Raw genomic sequence first — 18,408 nt, 5'->3', positions numbered from 1 at the left:
TGGTGTGACACGGCGTGCCCGGTCCGCGGCGACGGACGAGCCCCTGGGGCCGGCGGGGCGTCCCGGCGGCTGCCGGACACGTGGCTCGGCGGGTGCCCGGGTGTGCGGCGAACGGACGACGCGGTCAGGCGGGGCGCAGGGTGCGCTTGGCGAGTTCGTAGGCGGGGAGCATGTGGTCGTGCTCCTCGGCGTCGAGCCCGTCCAGGTGCAGTACGACCGGTCCTTTCGGCGTGACGACGGCGAGGGCGCTCTCCTTGGTCGTCTCGTCCAAGGCCCTGTCCCTGTGCCGGTACTCGACCTCCACGCCGTCGAGGCCGCCCGCCGTGACCGGGCCGTACCGCTCCTCGCTCACGTCACCCTCGGCCGCCACGAAGGCCCGCAGTACCGAGCGTGCGTCTCCGGAGCCCGACTTGCCGGTGTAGACGCGCAGGAAGCCGATGTTCCCGGCGGGCTTGGCGTCGATCTCGCACGCGGCGGTCACCGGACCCTGCCGGAGGACGGCGTCGGCGAGCTCCTTGGCCTGGCCGGAGTCGCCGACGGCCTCGGGGTCCACGGCACTGGCCTTCCAGCCGGCGGCGACGTCGAAGCTGACGGGAAGGGGGCACGCCGACATCGCCGCCCCGACGCTGCCTCCGCGCCGGGCCACGCCTCCCGCGGCTTTTGCGCCCGCGCCCGTACGCGCGCCGGCCGTCGCCGTGTCGCCGGCCGTCGTCTGCTTACGTGAGGCACGGTGCCCGTCGTCGTCCGACGTCTGGGAGCAGCCCGTCAGCGCCCCGCCCAGCAGCACTGCCGCGGCGACCGCAGCCCACCAGGCCGTTCCCGCCCCGATGCTCACCCTGTCCCCCTCCCGCGGGCCGGGGTCCTTCCCCTCCCCACAGCCGCGTCACTGTAACGGAGGCGCGCTGCGCGGGGCGTTCAGGGGGTTCACCCCCTCGTCGCATGCCCCATGCGCCCTCCTCCCCACCGTGAGAGATTGGCGGGGTCGATGCCAATTCGCGGCGTTTCGTCCCTTGATTCCGGGTTAGCCAGTTGGCTCGGGCCCAGCGGTGGCGACCGGCCCGGCGGCGCGGACCGGTGCGCCCGGAGACGACCGCCCTGCCGGAGCAGGACAGCACACGGCCGAGGCACACACCCGCGGCACGGCCAGAAGCGGAGGAACGGTACTGATGAGCGAGGCCAACCCCATCAAGCAGGCAGCCCACAAGGCCGCCGACGCCCTCAAGGGCGACGGCGCGGGACCGGAGGGGGGTATCCCGGGCAAGCCGGGTTCGCGCTCGCCCTCCGTCGCGGAGCCCACGGAGCCCCACGGACCGCTGCCGCCCAAGCCGGACCAGACCGGTCCGGACACCGTCTCGCCCACGGGACAGCCGACCGGTGCGGACCGGTCCGCCATGGCGCAGGCCGGGAGCTACCTGACCACCGCCCAGGGCGCACGGCTGTACGACACCGACCACTCGCTCAAGGCCGGGCCCCGCGGACCGGTGCTGCTGCAGGACCACCACCTGCGCGAGAAGATCATGCACTTCGACCACGAGCGCATCCCGGAGCGCGTGGTCCACGCCCGCGGCGCGGCGGCGCACGGCATCTTCACCAGCTACGGCACCGCGGCCTCGGTGACCAAGGCGGCGTTCCTCGCCAAGGACGTCGAGACGCCGGTCTTCGTACGGTTCTCCACGGTGCTGGGGTCCCGGGGATCAGCCGACACCGTGCGCGACACCCGAGGGTTCGCGACGAAGTTCTACACCAGCGAGGGCGTATTCGACCTGGTCGGGAACAACATCCCGGTCTTCTTCATCCAGGACGCCATCAAGTTCCCCGACGTCATCCACGCGGGCAAGCCCCATCCGGACCGGGAGATCCCGCAGGCGCAGAGTGCCCACGACACCTTCTGGGACTTCGTCACCCTGCACACCGAGGCCACCCATCACACCATCTGGAACATGTCCGACCGGGGCATCGCGCGTTCGTTCCGGATGATGGAGGGGTTCGGCATCCACACCTTCCGCCTGGTGAACGCCAAAGGCAACACCACGCTGGTGAAGTGGCACTGGAAGCCCAAGCTGGGCGTGCACTCCCTGGTGTGGGAGGAGGCGCAGATCATCAACGGCGTCGACCCGGACTTCCACCGCCGGGACCTCGCCGACGCCATCGAGGCGGGCGCCTACCCCGAGTGGGAACTGGGCATCCAGACCTTCCCCGACACCCCCGAGCAGACCTTCGAGGGCATCGACCTGCTGGACCCGACGAACATCGTCCCCGAGGAACTCGCCCCCGTGCAGCCCATCGGGCGGCTCGTGCTCAACCGCAACCCGGAGAACTTCTTCGCCGAGACCGAGCAGGTGGCCTTCCACCCCGGCCACCTCGTCCCCGGCATCGACATCACCGACGACCCGCTGCTCGCCGGACGCCTGTTCTCCTACCTGGACACCCAGATCACCCGCCTGGGCGGCCCCAACTTCGGGCAGATCCCGATCAACCGCACGCACGCCCCGGTCAACGACATGCTGCGCGACAGCTTCCACCAGTCCGCCGTGCACACGGGCGTCGCCCCCTACCGTCCCAACTCCCTCGACGGGGGCTGCCCGTTCACGGCGGGCGCCGACACGGGTGCGTACATCGAGGCGCCCGTACGCGTTCCGGAGGCGAAGAAGGTCCGGGACGCGCCCGAGTCCTTCAAGGACCACTTCAGTCAGCCCCGCCGGTTCTGGCTCAGCATGAGCCCGGTGGAACGCGAGCACATCATCGGGGCCTACACCTTCGAACTCGGCAAGTGCTGGGAGCAGGCCGTCAAGGAACGGGGTCTGCGGGTGCTGGCCAACATCGACCCCGAGCTGTGCGCGGAGGTCGCCGCCGGGCTCGGCCTGCCCGCGCCCAAGGCCACCGTGCCGCTGGCCGACGTCGAGCCCAGCCCGGCGCTGTCCCAGGTCGGGCGCACCTGGCCGACGGACGGCAGGGTCATCGGCATCATCGCCGGGCCGGACGGCGACCTGGACGGCGTACGGGCCGTACGCGAAGCGGTGCTCGCCGACGGCATGGTCCCGCTCGTCGTCGCGCCGACCGGTGGCAAGCTCGGCAACGGCGCCGACGCGCTGCCCGTCCAGCGCACCTACGCCACCGCCCGCTCCGTCGAGTTCGACGCCGTCCTGCTGGCCGGGTCGCCGGGCGTGGGCGCCGACGCCTACGGCGCGCGCGACGCCAAGTCCCCTCTGCCCTCCCCGCAGCAGGCGACCCACGACCCGCGCGTCAGTCTGCTGCTCTCCGAGGCCTTCCGGCACGGCAAGGCGATCGGCGCCTGGAAGGGCGCGGAGGCCTCGCTGGAGGCGGCCGGCGTCCCCGTCGACGCCCCCGGCGTGATCGTCGGCGACAGCGGCCCCGGCACGCTGGAGCAGATCGCCCGCCTCCTGGGCGCCCACCGCGTCTGGGAACGCTTCCCCGGGGAGGCCTGACCTGCCCCACTCCGACGCGGGTCGCCCCCGACCCGTCACATCCGCACACCGTCCGCAGGGCCCGGGCCCCTCCGTCCCGCACCGCCGCCCATCGGCGCGTGCCATGTGGCACAAGCCACGTCCCGGAGGAGGCCTGGGCCATATGGCTCGCCGAGGCCGAGGGTTAGCGTTGCACGGAGTCCTTTTCGTCCGTGAACAGCTCGAACGGCCCCGCAGTGCTCGAAGATCTCTCCCCCCTCATCGCGGCGACCACCCAATGGCTGACCAGCGCGTACCCGGCGTCCGACGGCGCGCTGGCCTCCGCCCTGTGCGAGGTGCAGGCGCGCCAGGCGGTCACGGTCGCGGCCTGGCTGCGCTACCCCACGCCCATGGACGCCGCGCTGGTCGGCATGTCGGGCCCCGGTGGCTCGGCCCGGCTGGACTGGATCACCGGTGCCGAAGGCGTCGAGGGCGACGACCCGGACGCGTACGCCTGGCGCACCTGGGTGGACGAGGTCGTGGTGAGCTGGGCGGCCTGCCTGCTCACCGACCCCGGGCTCGCCGACCGCGCGGTGGCCGCGCTCGCCGACGGCGGCCATGTGGCGGGTGCCCCGGTCGAGTTCCGCCGGCTGCTCGCCCCCGACGAGCGAGACCGCCGGGCGGCCGCGCTGCTGCGTCACCCCGACCTCCTCGCCCCGGTGAGCTCCCTGCACCACACCCAGCTGGTGGACCGCCTGCACCCGGACCGGCCCCTGGCGGCCTGACCCGCACAGACCCGCCCCGGCACGGGGCCGAGGACCGATCCCGAGCTCACCGGGACCCGAGTGCCGCTTCCGAGTTCACCGGGACCCGAGTGCCGCCTCCGAGTTCACCGGGACCCGAGTGCCTTCCCCACCGCCTCCCGTGCGGCCGGCAGCGCCGCGGAGCGGTCGGCGGGGACCAGGCCGATGCGGGTGCGCCGGTCGAGGAGGTCGGCCTCGTCGAGGGCGCCCTCGTGGCGCGCGGCCCACGCCAGCTCGGCGCGGGTGACGGGATGGCCTTCGAGCACGGGTTCGCGCAGCCGCGGATCGCGCAGACCCAGGGCGTGGACGGCCGGCGCCTCGGTGCCGTAGCGCCGGATCAGGCGGCGCGGCGCCTGGAGCGCGGACAGGGTGCGCGGCGACGCGGCGCCCACGAGGGGCAGCGAGGCGGTGGGGGAGGGTCCGGCGGCCAGGCGGTGCGTGGCGACGGCGGCGTCCACGGCGTCCTCGGCCATCCGCCGGTAGGTGGTGAGCTTGCCGCCGACCACGGTGATCACGCCGTCCGGCGAGGTGAGCACCGCGTGCCTGCGGGAGATGTCGGCGGTCCGGGGCGCCGCGCCGGAGCCGTCGCCCGGGCCCGCGTCCAGCAGCGGGCGCAGCCCCGCGAAGGCTCCCACCACGTCGTCGCGCTGGACGGGCACGTCCAGGGCGGAACCCAGGACGTCGAGCAGGAACCCGATGTCGGTCTCCGGAGCCTCGGGAACGTCGGGGATGTCACCGTCGACGGGTTCGTCGGTGAGGCCGACGTAGACCCGGCCGTCGCCCTGGGGCAGAACGAGGACGAAGCGGTTGGTCTCGCCGGGGACCGGGATGTGCAGCCCGGCGGGCAGCGGACCGAGGCGGTCGGCCCGCAGCACGAGGTGCGTGCCGCGGGAGGGGCGTATGCGGATGCCGTCCACCAGGCCGCCCGCCCACACCCCGGAGGCGTTGATCACGGCGCGGGCCCGGATCTCGCCCTCCTCGCCGGTGAGTTCGTCACGGACCCGGGCACCGGCCGCGGTCAGTTCCAGCGCCCGCACCCGGGTCAGGATCCGCGCGCCGCGCGCCGCCGCCGTCCGGGCCACGGCGGTGACCAGGCGGGCGTCGTCGGCGAGCCGGCCGTCCCAGGACAGCAGGCCGCCGCGCAGCCCTGCCCCACGCAGCGCCGGAGCGAGATGGCGGGTCTCCGCCGCGGAGAGCCGGCGCGGCGCCGGCAGCGTGGCGCGGGCGGTGCGCGCCGCGAGGCGCAGACCGTCGCCCGCGCGCAGGCCCGCCCAGGCGAGGGCGGCCTGACCGCGGGAGACCAGCGGTGTCAGAGGCAGCACGAACGGCTGGGCACCGACCAGGTGGGGCGCGGTGCGCTCCATCAGCACCCCGCGTTCGACCGCGCTCTCGTGCGCGACGTCGAACTGCGCCGAGGCCAGGTAGCGCAGCCCGCCGTGGATGAGCTTCGAGCTCCAGCGCGAGGTGCCGAAAGCCAGGTCGTGGGCGTCGATCGCGGCCACGGTCAGTCCCCGGGCCGCCGCGTCCAGCGCGGCCCCCGCCCCGGTCGCGCCCAGCCCGACGACCAGGACGTCCACGGCCGGGCCGCCGACGGTCAGGGCCAGTTCGCGGGCGCGGCGCGCGGCGGTCAGCGACGATCCGGGAGCCGCGCCGTCCGGGGTGGTGTGCGGGTGGGCTCGGCTCATGGCGTCAGGGTCCTCTCCAGGATGGTCCGCAGTTCCGCGAGGAACGCCTCGGCGGTCAGGCCGGGGTCGTCCTCGTCGGTCATCGTGCGCAGCGACAGCGTGAAGGACTGGACGACCAGCAGCAGGGACCTGGCCTGCCGGTCGGGGTGGCCGGTGCGTACCGAACCGTCGGCGTGGCCCTCGCGCAGGGCGTCGGTGAGCAGCGCCAGCAGGGCTTCCTGGCTGGCTCCGCGACGGTCCAGTACATAGGGGAGCAGCAGTTCGGGGTCGACGTCGACGATCTTGCGGAAGAGCGGGTGCGCGCGGAACGCCACCACCCCGGCCACCAGCCCGTCGACGATCAGCGTGCGCGTGTCGGTCCCGGGCCGGCGCTCGGGCATCGACCGCGTGGCCACGTCGACCCACTCCCGGGTCATCAGATCGCCCACCAGGGAGCGCACGTCGGGCCAGCGCCGGTACAGCGTCATCCGGGACACACCGGCGCGCCGGGCCACGTCCGTCATCGTCGTACGCCGGACTCCGACGGCCAGCACACAGTCGCGCACGGCGTCGAGCACGGGATCCCCGGCGGCTTCCGGCGCGCCGGAGACCGCCGCCGGGTCGCCCTTGCCGTTCGGACCCCCTGAACCATTGTGACGAATAGGCGTCATGTGTAACAGTGTAATGCCCCTTCGATCCGACCGGTGAGGAACAACCCCATGGACATGCTGTGGAGGGGCTGGGGCGACCCGGCCAAGGCCACACCACTGCCCGACTCGGTGACCGCGCTGCTGCGCGACCTGCTCGGGGTCAAGCCGCACGGCACCGGCCCGGTCGAGCTGGAGGGCATCGACGTCCCCGCCTCACCGCTGACCGCCGCCGCGCACCGGGCCCTGCGGGACGCCGTCGGCGACGAGGCGCACGTCCGCACCGACGCCGAGTCCCGGATCCGGCACACCCGCGGCAAGTCCACCCCCGACCTGCTGCGGATCCGCCGCGGTGACGTCGCCGACCTCCCGGCGGCCGTGGTGCTCCCCGCCGGCCACGACGAGGTGCTCGCCGTCCTGCGCGCTTGCGGCGCCCACGACCTGGCCCTCGTCCCGTTCGGCGGCGGCACCTCCGTCGTCGGCGGCCTCGCCCCCCAGCAGCGGGGGTCCCACAGGCGCCCGTTCGTCGCCCTGGACCTGCGCCGCATGGACGGCCTGCTCGCCCTCGACCCCGTCTCGCGCACCGCCACCCTGCAACCAGGACTGCGCGCCCCCCAGGCCGAGGCACTGCTGGCCGAACACGGCTTCACCCTCGGTCACTTCCCGCAGTCCTACGAGTGGGCCACCGTCGGCGGGTTCGCCGCGGCCCGCTCCAGCGGCCAGGCCTCCGCCGGGTACGGCCGCTTCGACGAGATGGTGCTCGGCCTCACCCTCGCCACCCCTGAGGGCACCCTGGAGGCCGGCCGGGCCCCGCGCTCGGCGGCCGGACCCGACCTGCGCCAGCTCGTGCTCGGCTCCGAGGGCGCCTTCGGCGTCATCACCTCGGTGACCGTGCGCCTGCGCCCGCTGCCGCACACCCGCGTGTACGAGGGCTGGCGCTTCGCCTCCTTCGAGGAGGGCGCCACCGCCCTGCGCCGGCTGGCCCAGGACGGGCCGCGGCCCACGGTGCTGCGCCTGTCCGACGAGACCGAGACGCTGATCGGTCTTGCCCAGCCCGACGCCATCGGCGCCCCCGGCGCCCCCGGCGCCCCCGGCGCCCCCGGCGCCCCCGGCGCGCCGCAGCCCGCCGGCTGCCAGGCGATCGCCGGTTACGAGGGCACCGCCGAGGACGTCGCCCACCGCCGGGAGCGCGCCGCCGCCGTGCTGCGCGCGTGCGGCGGCACGTGCCTCGGCGAGGAACCCGGCGAACGCTGGGCCCACGGCCGCTACTCGGCGCCGTATCTGCGCGACGCGCTGCTGGACGTGGGCGCGTTCGCCGAGACCCTGGAGACCGCCGCGTTCTGGTCGCGCGTGCCCGAGCTGTACGCCGCCGTCCGCTCCGCGCTCACCACGACGCTCACGGAGTCCGGCACCCCGCCGCTGGTGATGTGCCACATCTCGCACGTCTACGAGAACGGCGCCTCCCTCTACTTCACCGTGGTCTCGGCACAGGGCGAGGACCCCGTGGCACACTGGGCGCCCGCCAAGCGCGCCGCGAGCGAGGCGATCCTCGCCGCGGGCGGCACCATCAGCCACCACCACGGTGTGGGCACCGACCACCGCGACGGGTACGTCCGGGAGGCCGGGCCGCTGGGCGTCCAGGCGCTGCGGGCCGTCAAGCAGCGGCTCGACCCGGGCGGTCTGCTCAATCCGGGAGTCCTCCTGCCCCTGGACTGACGCGGCCGGACCGACGCGGCGCCGCACCGACCCGCGCGGCCCGACCCGCGCCGGCCCCCGCTTCGACGGCCTGCCCTCTTCGCCCGCGCGTTCTCTCCCACCGCCCGCTCTCTCACCACCCGCCCTCTCGCCGTCCTCCCGACCCGCCCGACCGCCCTCTCTCCGCCCGGAGGCCCCACCGATGCGACAGTTCACCGCCATCGTCAACCCCACCGCCGGCGGATCCGCGGGCGCCGCCGCGCTGCTGAGGGTGGCCAGGCTGCTCCGGGAGGCGGGCGCCGGACTGGAGACCGAGTACAGCCGCAGCCTCGCCCACGCGCAGGACCTCGCCCGGCACGCCGGCGAACGCGGACGGGTCGTCCTGGCCGTCGGCGGCGACGGCATCGCCGGCGGCATCGGCGGCGCCCTCAGCGGCACCGGCACGCTCCTCGGTTTTGTCCCGGCCGGCCGCGGCAACGACTTCGCCCGCGCGCTCGACCTGCCCGCCGACCCGTCCGCACTGGCCCGGGTGCTGCTGCACCACGAGCCGCGCCCTGTCGACACCATCGAGGTGGAGTCGGCCGTTCACCCCCGCACCGTCGTCCTCGGCAGCGTGTACGCGGGCGTCGACGCGCTCGCCAACCGGCACGCCAACCACGCCCGGCTGCTGCGGGGCGCCGCCTCGTACTACGCCGGGGGACTGCGGGCGGTCGCCACCTGGCGCGCGGCGACCTACCGCGTCACCGTCGACGGCGAGGAGCACGGCCACCGCGGCTACACCGTGGTGGCCGCCAACTCGGCGTACTACGGCTCCGGCCGGATGATCGCCCCCGGCGCCCGGGTGGACGACGGCCTGCTCGACGTGGTGCTGATCCGCGCCGCACCACGGCGGCTCTTCTTCGCCCTGATGAACGAGTTGAAGTCGGGCACCCATGTCGCACGGCCCGAGGTGCGGATCCTGCGCGGCCGGGAGATCCGGATCGAGGCCGACCGGCCCGTGCCCTACGGCGCCGACGGCGAGGTCGACGCGGTGCTGCCCGTCACCGCCCGGGTGCTGCCCGGCGCACTCTCCGTACTGTGCTGACCGGCGGGCCGGGCACGCTCAGGAGCAGGCCCAGGCCGACATCCCCTGGACGCGGGCCAGCCGCCGGGCCACCTTGATCTGCTCCCGGCGCGTGGCCAGGTCCGCCCGGGGGGCGTACCTCCGTCCGCCGGCCGCGACCCAGCTGGACTGGGCGAACTGAAGCCCGCCGTAGTACCCGTTGCCGGTGTTCGCCCGCCAGTTGCCGCTGGACTCGCAGGCGGCGATGGCGTCCCAGTCCGGGCCGAGGCCCCGGGACGGGAGCGCGGTCGCGGTGGGTCCCCCGGCCAGCGCCGCGGTGGTCGCAGCGACCAGCAGCGCCCCGCGCAGTCCGCGGCGACGAGGATACTGACCTGATGCCCCGTCATGACGGACGGAGGCCCTGTCGATGTTCTGCTGCCAGTTCATGTGCAGACTGTTACATCATATGAACCGAAAGTAGCGAGACGGCGCGCCGCATGGGGAAAGGCTCCCGTTCATGACGTTCAAGAGTCCAGTGCACCGCGGCGGCCCCCGGCGCGGCCCGTTCGACCAGTTCGCGGAGTACGCCTCCAACTTCACCAGCTCACCGGTCTTCTTCCTGATCTGTCTGCTCCTCGTCGGCTTCTTCGTCACCGCCCACGCGGCCCATATGGACCTGGAGTTGCTGCTACTGGCGGGCGAGTCCATGACCGCGGTGACGCTGCTGCTGCTCGCCCTGCTGAAGAACGCCGAGATGCGCGCGGAGCACGCCATCCAGCGCAAGCTCGACGCACTCGCCCGTGCCCTGCTGGAGATGAACAAGGACGACCACAGCCCGGCCTTCGAGGATCTGAGGAATTCGATCCGGATGGAGGAAGAGACCTGACCGGGCGGGCGAAACGCCGCAACGGTCCTTCCCGGTGCCCGGCGAAACGGACACCATGCCGCGTCATGGACATTCTGCTGGTCGTAAGCGCGTTCAACAGCCTGGCCCAGCGTGTGTACGCCGAACTGTCGGACCGCGGGCACCGGGTGGACGCCGTCCTCGCCTCGCACGGCGCCGACGCCGTCCGCACCGCGGTCGCGCGGACGCACCCGGAGCTGATCATCGCCCCGATGCTGCGCACGGCGCTGCCCGAGGACGTGTGGCAGCGGCACACCTGCCTCGTCGTGCACCCGGGGCCACCCGGGGACCGCGGGCCGTCCTCCCTGGACTGGGCGATCACCGACCAGGCGGCGCGCTGGGGCGTGACGGTCCTTCAGGCCGAGGCGGCCATGGACGCCGGTGACATCTGGGCGTCGATGCCGTTCGAGACGCCCGACGTGGGCAAGAGCGACCTCTACCGCAACGAGGCCGCCGACGCGGCGGCGGCCGCCGTACTGCTGGCCGTACGGCGCTACGAGGAGGGCTCGTTCAAACCGCTGTCGCAGAACGACCCTTCGGTCCGGGTGATGTGGCGCGACGTCATGCGTCAGCCGCAGCGCCGGATCGACTGGGACAACGACAGCACCGCCACCGTGCTGCGCAGACTGCGTGCGGCGGACTCCCGGCCCGGCGTGCTCGACGAACTGCACGGCCGGGAGGTGTTCCTGCACGGCGGGCACCCCGAGGACCGGCTGCGCGGACGCCCGGGCGAACCGCTCGCCACCCGCGCCGGCGCGGTGTGCCGGGCCACCCGGGACGGCGCCGTGTGGATCCCCGAACTCAGGCCGCGCAAGAACTCCGGTGACCCCGCGCCCTTCAAGCGCCCGGCCGCCTCGGTCCTCGGTCCCTGCTCGCTCCCGGAGGCCACCGTCCCGCTCGAACTACCCCCCGAGCGGCGTACCTGGACCGACATCCGCTACCGCCGCGACGGCGACGTCGGCTTCCTCGCCTTCTCCTTCCCCGGCGGAGCCATGAGCACCGACCAGTGCCGCAGGCTGCTCGCCGCCTACCGGCACGCGCTCGCCCGCCCCACACCCGTGCTGGTCCTCGGCGGCGCCCGCGACTTCTTCTCCAACGGCATCCACCTGAACGTCATCGAGGCGGCCTCCGACCCGGCCGCCGAGTCCTGGGCCAACCTGGGCGCCATGAACGACCTCGTCGAGGCGGTCCTGCGCACCACCGACCGGCTGGTGGTCGCCGCGCTCGGCGGCAACGCCGCCGCCGGCGGCGTCATGCTCGCGCTCGCCGCCGACGAGGTGTGGTGCCGCGGCGGCGCCGTGCTCAACCCCCACTACCGCCGCATGGGCCTGTACGGCTCCGAGTACTGGACCTACAGCCTGCCCCGCCGCGTCGGCGCGCGGACCGCCGAACGGCTCACCGCCGAGGCGCTGCCCGTGAGCGCCGCCACCGCGCACGGCCTCGGCCTGGTGGACCGTCTGCTGCCCGTCCCCGCGGCGGAGTTCGCCGACGAGACCGCCCGCATGGCGGCCGAGCTCGCCGCCGCCCCCGACCTCGCCCGGCGGATCGAGGCCAAGGAGGAGGCCCGCGCACGCGACGAGGCCGTACGGCCGCTCGCGGACCACCGGCGCGCCGAACTCGCCCGTATGCGCGACATCTTCTTCGACCCCGCCGCGCCCTACCACGCACTGCGTTCGGCGTTCGTCCGCAAGACGCCGAGCGGCCCCGCCGACCCCTTGGCCCCGCCCGTGCTCCACCCGGCCGGAGGGCACGCGCGATGACGGCCCCGCCCGGGTCCCGCCCCCGGATGCTCGTCGCGGGCGTCGGCAACATCTTCCTCGCGGACGACGCCTTCGGCCCCCACGTGGTGCGGGCGCTCGCGTCCCGGCCGCTGCCGGCCGCCGCGCGGGTGCGGGACTTCGGCATCCGCGGCCTGGACCTCGCCTACGAACTGCTCGACGGATACGACACCGCCGTCCTGGTCGACGCCGCCCCGCGCGGCCACCGGCCCGGCACCCTGTCCCTGATCGAGCCGGACCCGCCCGAAGCCTCCACCGCGCCAGCGGCCCCGCCCGAGGCCCACGGCATGGACCCCGCCAAGGTGCTGGCGCTGGCCGCCCACCTCGGCGACGGACCGCTGCCGCGGGTCCTCGTCCTGGCCTGCGAGCCCGACGTCCTCCCGCGTGGCGACGAGGACATCATGCCTGGGCTCAGCGGCCCGGTCGGCGCCGCCGTCGACCGGGCCGTCCGGGCGCTGCACACCATCGTCCCGGTCCTGCTCGCCGACCCCGCGGCCACCCCGTCCTTGGGCCGCCCGGACGAATCCGCACCGCCGCACACGGCTGCGCTGCCGCTTCCGGCCGCCCAGACCGCACAAGATCGGTGAGGGGCCGGACGGTCCCGCCCGCCACGAGCAGTCCCTTCCGAACCGACCGCGAGGCCCGAACCGTCCACGAGGAACCGAACCGACCGCGAGGAGAAGCGACATGTGCCGGTCCGCCGACGTCACGCAGGACGTCAAGCAGGCGGTCCTCGCCAGGAACGACGACCTGGCCGAGGCGCTGAGAAGCGACCTGGCCCGGCAGGGGACCGCTCTCGTCAACCTGCTGTCCAGCCCCGGCAGCGGCAAGACCGAACTCCTCGGCCGGGTGCTGGCCCGGGCGGTCGAGCGGGGCGTCCCGGTGGCCGCGCTCACCGCGGACCTGGCCACCGAGAACGACGCGCGCCGGCTCGCCCGTTCGGGCGCGCCGGTGCAGCAGGTGCTCACCGACGGGCTGTGCCATCTCGAGGCCCGCCAGGTGCGCGCCCGGCTGGCGGGCCGGCTGCCCACGGCCACCCGGGTGCTGTTCGTGGAGAACGTCGGCAACCTCGTCTGCCCGGCCTCCTACGACCTCGGCGAGAGCCTGCGCATCGTGCTGATGGCCGTGACCGAGGGCGAGGACAAGCCGCTGAAGTACCCCACCGCCTTCGGCTCCGCGCACCTGGTCGTGGTCACCAAGACGGACCTGGCCGAGGCGGCCGGCTTCGACGAGGACGCCTTCCGGGCCAACGTCCACCGGGTCAACCCCGGGGTGGAGATCGTACGGTCCTGCGCCCGCACCGGCGACGGCGTCGACACCGTACTGGACCGGGCGCTCGCCGCCCTCGACGGCACCCCGCCGCACCACCCGCCCCTCGCCCCGCGCCCCCACAGCGCCCGTCACGGCCACGGCCATCGTCCGGGCCCCGTGCACACAGCCCTCGACGAGCACGCCGACGACACCCGCGCGCAGTCCCGCCCGGCCACCACCCCCGCCTCGTGACCGCCCCCGCCACCGCCCCGGTACGCCGCCGGCTCACCGTGCGCGGCACGGTGCAGGGCGTGGGCTTCCGGCCGTATGCGCACCGGCTCGCGGCCGAGCTGGCGCTCGCCGGTTTCGTGAGCAACACCGCGAGCGGGGTGCTGATCGAGGTCGAGGGTCCCCCGGACGATGTGGCCCGGTTCTGCGACCGGCTCGCCCAGCAGCCACCTCCCCTGGCCGCCGTGACCGGCATCGGACTCGAAGAGCTCCCCGCCATCGGCGCCACAGACCCCTTCACCATCCGCCCCACCGAGCAGTCCACGGGCCGCACCCACCTCCCGCCCGACACCGCGACCTGCGCCGACTGCCTGCGGGAACTGGCCGATCCGGCCGACCGCCGCCACCGGCACCCGTTCATCACCTGCACCCACTGCGGCCCCCGGTTCACCATCGCCACCGCGATGCCGTACGACCGCCCGGCCACGACCATGGGCGCCTTCCCGCTGTGCCACGCCTGCGTGCGCGAGTACGCGGACCCCGCCGACCGGCGCTTCCACGCCCAGCCCGTCGCCTGCCCCGACTGCGGACCCCGGCTGCGTCTCGTGCCCGCCGAGGGCAGCGGCGCGCGCCCGGCCCGGGACGCCGAGGCACTGGCGGCGGCCCGGTCGCTGCTCGCCGCCGGGCGGATCGTCGCCGTGAAGGGCATCGGCGGCTACCACCTGGCCTGCGACGCCACCGACCCCCGCGCCGTCGCCACCCTGCGCGCCCGCAAGGACAGGGGCGGCAAGGCCTTCGCGGTGATGTGCGCGGACCTGGCCACCGCGGAACGCATCGCCGTCCTGGGCGAACGCGAACGGGCCGTGCTCACCGGCCCCCGACGGCCCATCGTCCTGCTGCGCCGCCGCACCCCGGGCGCCGGCCCCCGGCCCGCCGACGAGGTGTGTCCCGGCAGCCCGCACATCGGCGTGATACTGCCCTACACCCCCCTGCACACCCTGCTGTTCGGGCTGCCCGGCGACCCGCCCGGCCCCCGGATGCTGGTGATGACCAGCGGCAACCGCTCCGGAGAGCCCATCGTCACCGACGACGACGAGGCGCTGACCCGGCTGGCCGGGCTGGCCGACGCCTGGCTCGCCCACGACCGGCCCATCGCCTGTCCGTGCGACGACTCACTGATCCGGGTGCGCCCCGACGGCACCGAGCAGGTGCTGCGCCGCTCCCGCGGCTATGTGCCCCGCCCGCTGCGCCTGCCGTTCCCGGTGCGTCCCGCGCTCGCGATGGGCGGCGACCTGAAGAACGCGCTCTGCGTCGGCGAGGGGGACCAGGCCTGGTTCGGCCCGCACATCGGCGACATGGGCGACCTGGCCGGCCTGGAGGCCGCCCGGCGGGCCGAGCGGCACCTGCTGACCCTCACGGGGGTGAGCCCCGAACTGGTCGCCGCCGACCGGCACCCCGGCTACCACTCCGTCCGCCGGGCACGTCGGCGGGCCGCCCGAGTCGCCCACCCGGAGCCGGTGCTGGTCCAGCACCACCACGCGCACATCGCCTCGGCGATGGCCGAACACGGCCTCGACGGCACCACACCGGTGATCGGCGTCGCCTTCGACGGGACCGGGTACGGTGACGACGGCACCGTCTGGGGCGGCGAGTTCCTCATCGCCGACTACACGGGCCACCGCCGCTTCGCCCATCTGGCCCCCGCCCCGCTGCCCGGCGGCGACGCCGGGGTGGCCAACCCGTGCCGCCTGGCGCTGGCCCGGCTGTGGGCGGCGGGCCTGCCGTGGGCCCCCGGCGTGCCCAGCGTCACCGCCTGCACACCGGAGGAACGGGCCGTGCTGCGGCGGCAGTTGGAGCGGGGCCTGGCCTGCGTGCCGACCTCCAGCATGGGCCGGCTCTTCGACGCCGTGTCGTCGCTGGCCGGCATCTGCCACCGCGCGCACTACGAGGCACAGGCCGCGCTCGAACTGGAGGCGGCCGCCACCGAGGCCCGGGAGGCGGACCGGGCGGCGTACCCCTTCGACCTGGCCACCGGACCCGGCCCGGTGCGCTGCGACCCCGCGCCCATGCTGCGTGCGCTCCTCGCCGACCGGCGCGGCGGCACCCCCGCACCCGTGCTCGCGGCACGCTTCCACCGGGGCGTGGCACGGGCGGTCGCGGAGATCTGCCGCCGCGCCCGCGGGGCCACGGGCCTGAGCACGGTCGTCCTCAGCGGCGGCGTCTTCGCCAACGGCCTGCTGGAGGAGGAGTGCGCCGCCCTGCTGGGCGCGGAGGGCTTCGCCGTACTGCGCCATGGCGAGGTCCCGCCGAACGACGGCGGACTGGCCCTCGGGCAGCTCGTGGTCGCGGCCCACGCGCGGCGACGGACACCGGACAGCGACGAGACCCCGGACAACGACGAGACGGAGTGACCCATGTGTTTGGCAGTGCCCGGCAAGGTCGTGTCCATCGACCACCGCGCCGACCCGCTCACCGGCGTCGTCGACTTCGGCGGGGTGCGCAAACAGGCGTGCCTGGAGTACCTGCCCGATCTGCGGGTGGGGGAGTACGTGATCGTCCATGTCGGGTTCGCCCTGCAACGGCTGGACGAGGAGTCGGCCCGGGCGTCCCTGGAGCTGTTCCAGCAACTGGGGCTGCTGGAGGAGGAGTTCGGCGACGCCTGGCAGCAGGCGGCCGACCAGGCCGGGCGCCGGAGCGAGGCCTCGCACGTCCCCGCGGCCGTCGCGCGCGAACACGGCGGGAGTGAGGCCCGATGAAGTACATCGACGAGTTCAACGACCCCCAGCTGGCCCGGCGGCTGCTGGACGAGATCCACGCGACGGTCACCCGGCCGTGGGCGCTGATGGAGGTCTGCGGGGGCCAGACCCACTCCATCATCCGGCACGGCATCGACCAGCTGCTGCCGGAGAAGCTGGAGTTGATCCATGGCCCGGGCTGCCCGGTGTGCGTCACCCCGCTGGAGGTCATCGACAAGGCCCTGGAGATCGCCGCGCGCCCGGAGGTGATCTTCTGCTCGTTCGGCGACATGCTGCGGGTGCCGGGCACCGACCGCGACCTGTTCCGCGTCAAGGGCGAGGGCGGTGACGTACGGGTGGTGTACTCGCCGCTCGACGCGCTCCGGCTCGCCCGGGAGCACCCCGAGAAGCAGGTGGTGTTCTTCGCCATCGGCTTCGAGACGACGGCGCCCGCCAACGCCATGGCCGTGCACCAGGCCCGCCGCCTGGGCCTGGACAACTTCAGCCTCCTGGTCTCCCACGTCCGGGTCCCGCCGGCCGTCGAGGCCATCATGACCGCGCCCGCCTGCCGGGTGCAGGGCTTCCTGGCCGCCGGGCACGTGTGCAGCGTCATGGGCACCGCCGAGTACCCGGAGCTGGCCGCGCGGCACCGCGTCCCGATCGTGGTCACCGGCTTCGAACCGCTGGACATCCTCGAAGGCGTCCGCCGCGCCGTCCACCAGCTGGAGCGCGGCGAGCACCGGGTCGAGAACGCCTACCCGCGCGCGGTGCGCGAGGACGGCAACCCGGCCGCGCTGCGCATGCTCCAGGAGGTCTTCGAGGTCGCCGACCGCAACTGGCGCGGCATCGGCCGCATCCCGGCCAGCGGCTGGCGGCTGTCGGACGCCTACCGCGCCTACGACGCCGAACACCGCTTCGACGTCACCGGGATCCGCACGGAGGAACCCGCCGTGTGCCGGGCCGGCGAGGTCCTCCAGGGGCTGATCAAGCCCACCGAGTGCGCCGCGTTCGGCGCCGCCTGCACCCCGCGCACCCCGCTCGGCGCCACCATGGTCTCCAGCGAGGGCGCCTGCGCGGCCTACTACCTGTACCGCCGGATGAACGGCGCTCCGGCACCGGGCTCCCGTATCCCGCAGGAGGAGATGAACCCCGTTGGCTGAACTGGCTCCCGAGGCGACCGAGACCGCCCCCGTCGACCCCGCGAACTGGACCTGCCCCGCCCCCTTGCGCGACCAGCCGGTCGTGGTCATGGGCCATGGCGGAGGCGGCGCCCTGTCCGCCGAACTGATCCACGACGTGTTCGCCCCGGCCTACGGCAACCCCGTCCTGGCCGGCATGGGCGACTCTGCCGTCCTCCACCTCGGCGGCGCCCGGCTGGCGTTCTCCACCGACTCCTACGTCGTGCGGCCGCTGTTCTTCCCCGGCGGCAGCCTCGGCGACCTCGCGGTCAACGGCACCGTCAACGACCTGGCCATGAGCGGCGCACGCCCCGCCTACCTCTCGGCGGCCTTCGTCCTGGAGGAGGGCGTGGAGCTGGCCGTCGTCGACCGCGTCGCACGCGCCATGGGCGCGGCGGCGGAGGCGGCCGGCGTCACGGTGGCCACCGGCGACACCAAGGTGGTGGAGGCGGGCCACGGCGACGGTGTGTACGTCACGACCGCCGGGGTCGGGCTCGTCCCCGAGGGAGTGGACATCCGCCCGCAGCGGGCCCGCCCCGGGGACGCCGTGATCGTGAGCGGTCCGATCGGGCTGCACGGCGTGGCCGTCATGAGCGTGCGGGAAGGCCTGGAGTTCGGCGTCGAGATCGCCAGCGACACCGCGCCCCTGGCCGACCTGGTGGCGGCCATGCTGGCCGTCACCCCGGACGTCCATGTGCTGCGCGACCCCACCCGGGGCGGGCTCGCCGCCTCCCTCAATGAGATCGCCCGCGCCTCCGGCACCGGCGTCCGGCTCCAGGAGCGCGCGATTCCGGTACCGGAGCCGGTCGCGAACGCCTGCGGATTCCTCGGTCTCGACCCGCTGTACGTCGCCAACGAGGGGCGGCTGGTGGCCTTCGTGCCGGCGGCGGAGGCCGAGGCGGTCCTGGAGGCGATGCGCGTCCACCCGCAGGGCGGCGGCGCCGCGCTCATCGGCGAGTGCGTCGCCGAACACCCCGGCATGGTCGTCGTCTCCACCGGCCTGGGCGGCACCCGGGTGGTCGACCTGCCGCTCGGGGAGCAACTGCCGCGCATCTGCTGACGCGGGACAGCCGCTGACC

Annotated in this window: 16 protein-coding genes; 12 read left to right on the top strand and 4 right to left on the bottom strand. The window is 74.6% G+C overall.

The features are described from left to right. Nucleotides 1–124: 124 nt before the first annotated feature. Complete coding sequence (locus tag R2S09_RS16010) at nucleotides 125–835, bottom strand: lipoprotein (protein WP_316741655.1); 711 nt, start codon at nucleotides 833–835, stop codon at nucleotides 125–127. A 331-nt stretch (nucleotides 836–1,166) separates the two neighbouring features. Between R2S09_RS16010 and R2S09_RS16005 the strand changes: the two genes are divergently transcribed. Together R2S09_RS16005 and R2S09_RS16000 are read left to right on the top strand one after the other, a co-directional pair. Further along, complete coding sequence (locus R2S09_RS16005; RefSeq protein WP_316741654.1) at nucleotides 1,167–3,446, top strand: catalase; 2,280 nt, start codon at nucleotides 1,167–1,169, stop codon at nucleotides 3,444–3,446. A 215-nt stretch (nucleotides 3,447–3,661) separates the two neighbouring features. After that, the gene (locus R2S09_RS16000; protein ID WP_306191215.1) at nucleotides 3,662–4,189 is read left to right on the top strand and encodes a hypothetical protein; all 528 of its coding nucleotides are present in this window, start codon (nucleotides 3,662–3,664) and stop codon (nucleotides 4,187–4,189) included. 104 nt (nucleotides 4,190–4,293) lie between these two features. Here the strand turns inward: R2S09_RS16000 and R2S09_RS15995 are convergent, their stop codons facing one another. Continuing rightward, complete coding sequence (locus tag R2S09_RS15995; RefSeq protein WP_316741653.1) at nucleotides 4,294–5,892, bottom strand: glycerol-3-phosphate dehydrogenase/oxidase; 1,599 nt, start codon at nucleotides 5,890–5,892, stop codon at nucleotides 4,294–4,296. After that, entirely contained in the window at nucleotides 5,889–6,542 is a 654-nt protein-coding gene (locus R2S09_RS15990; RefSeq protein ID WP_316741651.1) for a TetR/AcrR family transcriptional regulator, read from the bottom strand. The genes R2S09_RS15995 and R2S09_RS15990 overlap by 4 nt, the downstream gene beginning before the upstream one ends. Nucleotides 6,543–6,590: 48 nt before the next feature. Here R2S09_RS15990 and R2S09_RS15985 point away from each other — a divergent pair, with 48 nt between their 5' ends. After that, complete coding sequence (locus R2S09_RS15985; protein WP_316741650.1) at nucleotides 6,591–8,234, top strand: FAD-binding oxidoreductase; 1,644 nt, start codon at nucleotides 6,591–6,593, stop codon at nucleotides 8,232–8,234. A 181-nt stretch (nucleotides 8,235–8,415) separates the two neighbouring features. Further along, nucleotides 8,416–9,297, top strand: a complete 882-nt coding sequence (locus tag R2S09_RS15980; RefSeq protein WP_316741649.1) for a diacylglycerol kinase family protein — start codon at nucleotides 8,416–8,418, stop codon at nucleotides 9,295–9,297. 18 nt (nucleotides 9,298–9,315) lie between these two features. Here R2S09_RS15980 and R2S09_RS15975 read toward each other — a convergent pair whose 3' ends face one another. Continuing rightward, complete coding sequence (locus R2S09_RS15975) at nucleotides 9,316–9,702, bottom strand: transglycosylase family protein (RefSeq protein WP_306191175.1); 387 nt, start codon at nucleotides 9,700–9,702, stop codon at nucleotides 9,316–9,318. A 70-nt stretch (nucleotides 9,703–9,772) separates the two neighbouring features. Between R2S09_RS15975 and R2S09_RS15970 the strand changes: the two genes are divergently transcribed. From R2S09_RS15970 to hypE, 8 genes are all read left to right on the top strand, one after another. Then, the gene (locus R2S09_RS15970; RefSeq protein ID WP_316741647.1) at nucleotides 9,773–10,141 is read left to right on the top strand and encodes a low affinity iron permease family protein; all 369 of its coding nucleotides are present in this window, start codon (nucleotides 9,773–9,775) and stop codon (nucleotides 10,139–10,141) included. Between the two features lie 65 nt (nucleotides 10,142–10,206). Then, nucleotides 10,207–11,919, top strand: coding sequence for an enoyl-CoA hydratase-related protein (locus R2S09_RS15965; RefSeq protein ID WP_316741646.1), 1,713 nt, complete (start codon nucleotides 10,207–10,209; stop codon nucleotides 11,917–11,919). Then, nucleotides 11,916–12,524: a hydrogenase maturation protease gene (locus R2S09_RS15960; RefSeq protein WP_316741645.1), complete on the top strand. Its 609-nt coding sequence runs from the start codon at nucleotides 11,916–11,918 to the stop codon at nucleotides 12,522–12,524. Before R2S09_RS15965 ends, R2S09_RS15960 begins: the two co-directional genes overlap by 4 nt. 100 nt (nucleotides 12,525–12,624) lie before the next feature. Then, complete coding sequence (gene hypB / locus R2S09_RS15955; RefSeq protein ID WP_306191171.1) at nucleotides 12,625–13,440, top strand: hydrogenase nickel incorporation protein HypB; 816 nt, start codon at nucleotides 12,625–12,627, stop codon at nucleotides 13,438–13,440. Beyond that, a complete protein-coding gene (gene hypF, locus R2S09_RS15950; RefSeq protein WP_316741644.1) occupies nucleotides 13,437–15,827 on the top strand; it encodes a carbamoyltransferase HypF in 2,391 nt (796 codons plus the stop codon). The genes hypB and hypF overlap by 4 nt, the downstream gene beginning before the upstream one ends. Before the next feature lie 3 nt (nucleotides 15,828–15,830). After that, nucleotides 15,831–16,172, top strand: coding sequence for a HypC/HybG/HupF family hydrogenase formation chaperone (locus R2S09_RS15945; protein ID WP_306191169.1), 342 nt, complete (start codon nucleotides 15,831–15,833; stop codon nucleotides 16,170–16,172). Beyond that, complete coding sequence (hypD, locus tag R2S09_RS15940) at nucleotides 16,169–17,311, top strand: hydrogenase formation protein HypD (RefSeq protein ID WP_316741643.1); 1,143 nt, start codon at nucleotides 16,169–16,171, stop codon at nucleotides 17,309–17,311. Before R2S09_RS15945 ends, hypD begins: the two co-directional genes overlap by 4 nt. Continuing rightward, nucleotides 17,304–18,389 carry a hydrogenase expression/formation protein HypE gene (hypE, locus tag R2S09_RS15935; protein ID WP_316741641.1) on the top strand — a complete coding sequence of 362 codons (1,086 nt, stop codon included), beginning with the start codon at nucleotides 17,304–17,306 and terminating at the stop codon, nucleotides 18,387–18,389. The genes hypD and hypE overlap by 8 nt, the downstream gene beginning before the upstream one ends. Nucleotides 18,390–18,408: the final 19 nt, after the last annotated feature.

It is taken from the genome of Streptomyces sp. MK7 (assembly GCF_032658145.1).
In the GTDB taxonomy this organism is placed as follows: Bacteria; Actinomycetota; Actinomycetes; order Streptomycetales; family Streptomycetaceae; genus Streptomyces; species Streptomyces spiralis.
Note: the sequence above shows the minus strand (reverse complement) of the source record. Positions and strands in the feature narration are given on the sequence as shown.

Coding starts and splice junctions, on each gene's coding strand:
- R2S09_RS16005 (WP_316741654.1), top strand. CDS start 1,167: ATGAGCGAGGCCAACCCCATCAAGCAGGCAGCCCACAAGGCCGCCGAC.
- R2S09_RS15995 (WP_316741653.1), bottom strand. CDS start 5,892: ATGAGCCGAGCCCACCCGCACACCACCCCGGACGGCGCGGCTCCCGGA.
- R2S09_RS15990 (WP_316741651.1), bottom strand. CDS start 6,542: ATGACGCCTATTCGTCACAATGGTTCAGGGGGTCCGAACGGCAAGGGC.
- R2S09_RS15985 (WP_316741650.1), top strand. CDS start 6,591: ATGGACATGCTGTGGAGGGGCTGGGGCGACCCGGCCAAGGCCACACCA.
- R2S09_RS15980 (WP_316741649.1), top strand. CDS start 8,416: ATGCGACAGTTCACCGCCATCGTCAACCCCACCGCCGGCGGATCCGCG.
- R2S09_RS15975 (WP_306191175.1), bottom strand. CDS start 9,702: ATGAACTGGCAGCAGAACATCGACAGGGCCTCCGTCCGTCATGACGGG.
- R2S09_RS15970 (WP_316741647.1), top strand. CDS start 9,773: ATGACGTTCAAGAGTCCAGTGCACCGCGGCGGCCCCCGGCGCGGCCCG.
- R2S09_RS15965 (WP_316741646.1), top strand. CDS start 10,207: ATGGACATTCTGCTGGTCGTAAGCGCGTTCAACAGCCTGGCCCAGCGT.
- R2S09_RS15960 (WP_316741645.1), top strand. CDS start 11,916: ATGACGGCCCCGCCCGGGTCCCGCCCCCGGATGCTCGTCGCGGGCGTC.
- hypB (WP_306191171.1), top strand. CDS start 12,625: ATGTGCCGGTCCGCCGACGTCACGCAGGACGTCAAGCAGGCGGTCCTC.
- R2S09_RS15945 (WP_306191169.1), top strand. CDS start 15,831: ATGTGTTTGGCAGTGCCCGGCAAGGTCGTGTCCATCGACCACCGCGCC.
- hypD (WP_316741643.1), top strand. CDS start 16,169: ATGAAGTACATCGACGAGTTCAACGACCCCCAGCTGGCCCGGCGGCTG.